General features: G+C 61.8%; 5 protein-coding genes. 2 read left to right on the plus strand and 3 right to left on the minus strand.

The annotated features are described in order from the left end of the window. The coding region (locus IRT45_RS37415; protein WP_228536015.1) for a hypothetical protein at positions 1-376 on the plus strand (376 nt) is incomplete at its 5' end. An 89-nt stretch (positions 377-465) separates the two neighbouring features. Here the strand turns inward: IRT45_RS37415 and IRT45_RS35905 are convergent. The 3 genes from IRT45_RS35905 to IRT45_RS35915 all read right to left on the minus strand — a co-directional run bounded on the left by IRT45_RS35905 (position 466) and on the right by IRT45_RS35915 (position 3,023). Beyond that, positions 466-972 carry a DUF2505 domain-containing protein gene (locus IRT45_RS35905; protein ID WP_194810202.1) on the minus strand — a complete coding sequence of 169 codons (507 nt, stop codon included), beginning with the start codon at positions 970-972 and terminating at the stop codon, positions 466-468. A 156-nt stretch (positions 973-1,128) separates the two neighbouring features. Next, positions 1,129-1,908, minus strand: coding sequence for a hypothetical protein (locus IRT45_RS35910; protein WP_194810203.1), 780 nt, complete (start codon positions 1,906-1,908; stop codon positions 1,129-1,131). 539 nt (positions 1,909-2,447) lie between these two features. Further along, positions 2,448-3,023 carry a TetR/AcrR family transcriptional regulator gene (locus IRT45_RS35915; protein ID WP_194810204.1) on the minus strand — a complete coding sequence of 192 codons (576 nt, stop codon included), beginning with the start codon at positions 3,021-3,023 and terminating at the stop codon, positions 2,448-2,450. 282 nt (positions 3,024-3,305) lie between these two features. On the opposite strand from IRT45_RS35915, the gene IRT45_RS35920 reads away from it, so the two are divergent. After that, positions 3,306-4,771 (plus strand): BTAD domain-containing putative transcriptional regulator (locus IRT45_RS35920; RefSeq protein ID WP_194810205.1); only part of this gene is annotated, 1,466 nt, incomplete at its 3' end.

Consider the following 4,771-nt stretch of genomic DNA (forward strand, 5'->3'; position numbering starts at 1 on the left):
CCTAGTGCCGGCCGTCTACACCAGTGATTTCCAGGCGTTGCTCGGGCAGAGCGTGGATTTGTTGGAAGCGTCCGACCCGGGCCCTGGCGCTCTTCGACTGGCTGTGGGCGGTCGCACTGTACTCCGTGTCAGGCCGTTGCTGCTTGTTGCCTTGACGTGGTCTGGAACTGCCAGGGGCTTTGGCGAATGGCGCGCGAGCATCGATGCGATAGGCGCAGGGTTACTGGATCGGGCTCAGCACGAGGGTTCGGTTCGCGCCGCTATCGAGGGCGCGGGTCTGTGGTCTCTCATCGACGCAACCATTGGGATATCTGCCGATCTGCGGCATGCCGGCCGCCTGCTCGGATTCATGCGGGACGTGGTCATCGCGAGCTGAGCAAGCCGAACAACGAGAATGCCGATCCCAAATGGGATCGGCATTCGTCGTGATGCCATTTTCTCGCGATGCTCCGGAGCCGCCGACAGTCAACGAGCCGCGGCCAGCCAGGCAATTGTGAAGTCGCCGATTGCCGCCATCTCGTTTCCTACATCGTCGGCAATGGCCGACCCGAGTGCTCTGCCGACCACAGGAATCCGCGCGTCTGCTCGGCCGTCGAGTTCCATCACGGCCGTCACGTCGTCCTCTCGGCGCAGAAGCAAGTTCGCTGTAACCGTGACCGGCGCACCAGTCACATCCGCCCGCATCTGCCCTGCAGAACGCCCGTCGACCAGCGAGCCCCACGATTCGTGGACGTCCATGCGGACCGACGGCGGGATCAGCTTGGCAAGCGGGGCGGGCATGCGGCCGGTAGGTACCGGCTTCGAGATGTGGACGTGAGTTGTGGTGCCGTCGAACTCGAACGACACGAGATAGGCATCTTCGCCGTCCAATCGAGTCACTCGTTCGACCCAGTACTCGCGGGATGTGATGGCACGGAAGACGTCGCCGACGGGATATGGATGCGGCAGCAGACGACTGACACTGTTGGGCATGATTTTCCCTCGGTAGGGCCGGATTAGGTTCAATCCGGCGGTGGGTGTGTTGTAATCGAGCTGGAAGTAGTTCGTGGTGCGTCGCCGGCGTCGGAGACCACCGGCGTTGTAAACGGATTTGACGAGCGCGGTTGTGCTTGCGCAAATCCGGAAGTTTCAACCGCGTCCGCCCATGCTCGGGGTGTGAGCGCTGACATCGGCGCGGGGTGGGCGGAGCAGGCCGACGCCAGCGCGACAGTGCTGGGCCGAATGACGGTGAACCGACAACTGGCTCGGCGGGGTCTCCTTGCATCGCCCGGTTCCGGCGAGCCGGACAATCGGTCGGCCAGGTGACGCGGATCGACGACGTGCGGTGTTCGAGGCCCGAGGCCAGAGTGATCGAACAGCACCCGTGGTGTGCCGGTGTCGAGACCATTCCACAGTGGGTTCATCGCATCGAATGCCAAGCATCCGCACAGGGTCGTTGTAGGTGAAACATCCTGCCATGTACGACACCTCATTGATGGTGTCGATCATTCGGAGTTGCTCACGCAGCTCGGCGGCCAGCGCAGATTCGGTGTTCACGGTTCGGCGGTACGTGATGCGCAGAAGATTGAGACATTGACGCCGCAGGGGCGACTGTACTGAAACGCCGGGGAAGGTGATGAGGGTGAGCGACGATTGCATCTCCCCGGGCACGACTCGAGACACGCGCAAACAGGTTTCGAAGACGTCGACAGCGCGTTCGGACGAGAAGCATCTGTTGCCGCCGAGAGTGTAAGGCCCGGTATCGATTCCCACCGCGAACACGGCAGGTGGCGCCATGCCCACCCCGACAGCACCGTACACGATCTGACCCCAACGCCCCCTGGCGGTGCGGGCAGCAACACCGATGCGCAGACCGAACATGCAGGCGGAGTTGAAGAGCAATCCGCCCTTGTCAGCGGCATCAGTCATCGAAATCTCCCTTATGGCACGCAGTTCCACGGGTTTCGTGTCCACAGGTTCGTGCACCTATCAACACTAGCGCAATGATCATCGCTAGGTATAGCGCCGATAGATGCGCTATCGTTGACGTTGGACGAACCACGCGGCGGGCAGCTCAAGGGGGACCTCTCTGTTGAATCCGTGGCGAGGGCCAAATCTGGTCGGGGCGCCGCATCCTCTCGCGCAGCGGCAAGCTCGCAATTCATCACCGACTCGGAGTCTTCGCGTCGTTATTATGCGGCTTGGTCTGCTGGCTCGATACGAATGGCGCCGGCAGGCTCCGCTTGGTATTAGCGATCGGGAATCCGACTGGCGCGGAGGCCGTCTCACCTTGGGTGCCGATGGTGGGGTGGTCGCCAGCTGTCGCTCGAAATGAAGCGGACTTCGCTACAATTCGAGCTAACGAGCCCCGGCTCGAATCGATATCGAGAATCGTCTTGTGTGCGAAGTGCTTCGACGATATGCCCGGGATTACTTCGGGCATATCAGCTTCGTTGCGTCCCTTCTCGCTATTTCGGCGTGGCGAGGATTTGCTGAGTCAAGAGTTCGATCCGCTCAGCGTGGTATGCGGGACGCAAGCGGCCCGATCGCTCCAATGTAACCAGTCCGTCACAGGCTGACCACACAACCTCCGCGACTGTATCAATGCGATCGCGCGGTGCCCCAAGCGGTTCCAGCGCCGCGATGATCTCGCCGAAGGCGGCGACAAGCTCGTCCGGGGATTCTTCGACGCCGAAGTCGAGGTCTACGGGGATCACAAACATCGCTTCGTACAATTTGGGATTCTCGGCGGCGAAACTCACGTACGCCTCGATCAAGCCACGTAGTCCGCCTGGTGTTGTGGTACGCCCCCGATGCAGGGCTTCCGCGAGTTCGCCGAAGCCTTGCTGTGCGACCGCGGCCACGATGGCGTCCTTATTGCGGAAGTGCTGATAGAGCACAGGTTGGCTGTATTCGATCGTATCCGCGAGCGCGCGTGTGGTAACCGAGTCCCAGCCAGACTTCTCGGCGAGGTTGCGTGCCGTTGTGAGGATGAGTTGACGCCGGTTCTCGCGTTCCCTCTGGCGGCGTTGCTGCACAGTCATGCCAGGTTACCAACATCTTTCGTCGCTGATCAGATGGTTGTTGCAATCAGATTCTATCACTGCTAGCTATCTAGCGTTGACATCTTCTTGAACCTGGATAGAATACCTAGCGTCACTGGCTTCCGGGAACGCCGCTGAGTTTCGGTGGCAGGAAATTGCGCCACAGTCACGCGTACATTGGGAAACATCCAGGGGTATGTGAGGTTTGCTGTGGTAGTGGGGGGTTGTTAGTTGTTTTGTCTACTTGGTCCAATTGAAGCGCGCACCGGAGACGGTCGGAGTGTGGAGTTGGGTCCGCCGCGGCAGCGAAGCGTTCTGGGCGCATTATTGGTTCAACCGGGCGCACCGGTCTCCCTCGATTCGCTTGTCGACCGCGTCTGGGATGATGTGCCGCCGGCAAGCGCAAGAAATGTGATCTACTCCTATCTCACTCGGGTGCGGCAGACGATCGCTGTCCTGCGGAAGCTGGACAACGGCTGCACGGACATGGTGCTTGAGCGAACTGCAGCCGGTTACAGCCTGCATATCGCTGACGAATTCGTCGACATGCGGCGTTTCTACGATTTGGTTCGGACCGCACGGGCCCCGGAGCAGCCCGACTATCAGCGCTCGCTCTTGCTCGAGCAGGCGTTATCCTTATGGCAGGGGGAGGCGCTGTCTGGTATGAATTCGGGCTGGGCGGAGGGAGTGCGCAGTACCGCCGAGAGCATCCGGATCGACGCCACTATCGAATGGGCCGACGCGTTGCTGCGTATCGGCGCGCCCGAACGCGTCATTAGTCCGCTGCGCGCCCGCATCGCAACGGCATCGTTGGTCGAATCGCTATGGGAGCGCCTAATTACCGGACTTTACCACACTGGGCGCAGTATGGAGGCGCTCACCGAGTACCAGCGGGCGCGGGATCTTTTCGGCCGAGAGCTCGGCGCCGATCCCTCTGCACAGCTGCAGCAGCTTTACGCGGGCATCCTCGCCAACGAAGACATCGCGCCCGCGCCGCGTCGCGCACATCGGCCTGCCGTCGTCGGATCCGTCGGGGCCGCATCCCAGACGCTAGGCGCGGATCTACGTGGGAGCACAGTGGATGGCCCTGCCGACGCAGTGCGACCAGAGCCTTTGATACCGCAGACACTTCCGCGCGATCGGTCGGACTTTCTAGGGCGGGAATCCGAGTCGGCCGAGATCCTGAGTGTTCTGCGAGATAGCAAGGTCGCCGCTCGGGCATGCGTGATCATCGGCCATGAGGGGATGGGCAAGGCAACGCTCGCCGTGCACGTGGCTCACCAGCTTGGCGATGATTTCCCTGATGGGCGGCTTTACGCGCGAATGCGAGATCAAAACGGGAACCGCATCGACCCGCGGGCGATGCTGCGGCGTTTGGTCGCTAGTCTGGGCGAGCGGAGCCTGCCTGCGGATGCAGGTCTCGACTGTTTGGTTGACGCCTATCGAACGCGGTTGTCGAACCGTCGAATTCTGGTGGTGCTGACCGATGTTGCCGACGATGAACAGTTGGAGCCGCTTATTCCAGCGTCCGCCGACACTGGACTTCTGGTGACAACACGCTCGCCGCTCACGGCCCTGGCCGGTTCGCCAGTCATCGTGATGCGGCCCTTCGATGAGCGGGAGGCGCACGAATTCATGCGCGGTGCGATCGGTGGGGCGCGGGTCGATGCCGAACCGATCGCGGTGCGCAATCTGATCGCGATCTGTGGGCGCCGCCCTCTCGCCTTGCGTGCCGCGGCCATGCAGCT

This window comes from Nocardia sp. BSTN01, assembly GCF_015354405.1.
Taxonomy (GTDB): Bacteria; Actinomycetota; Actinomycetes; order Mycobacteriales; family Mycobacteriaceae; genus Nocardia.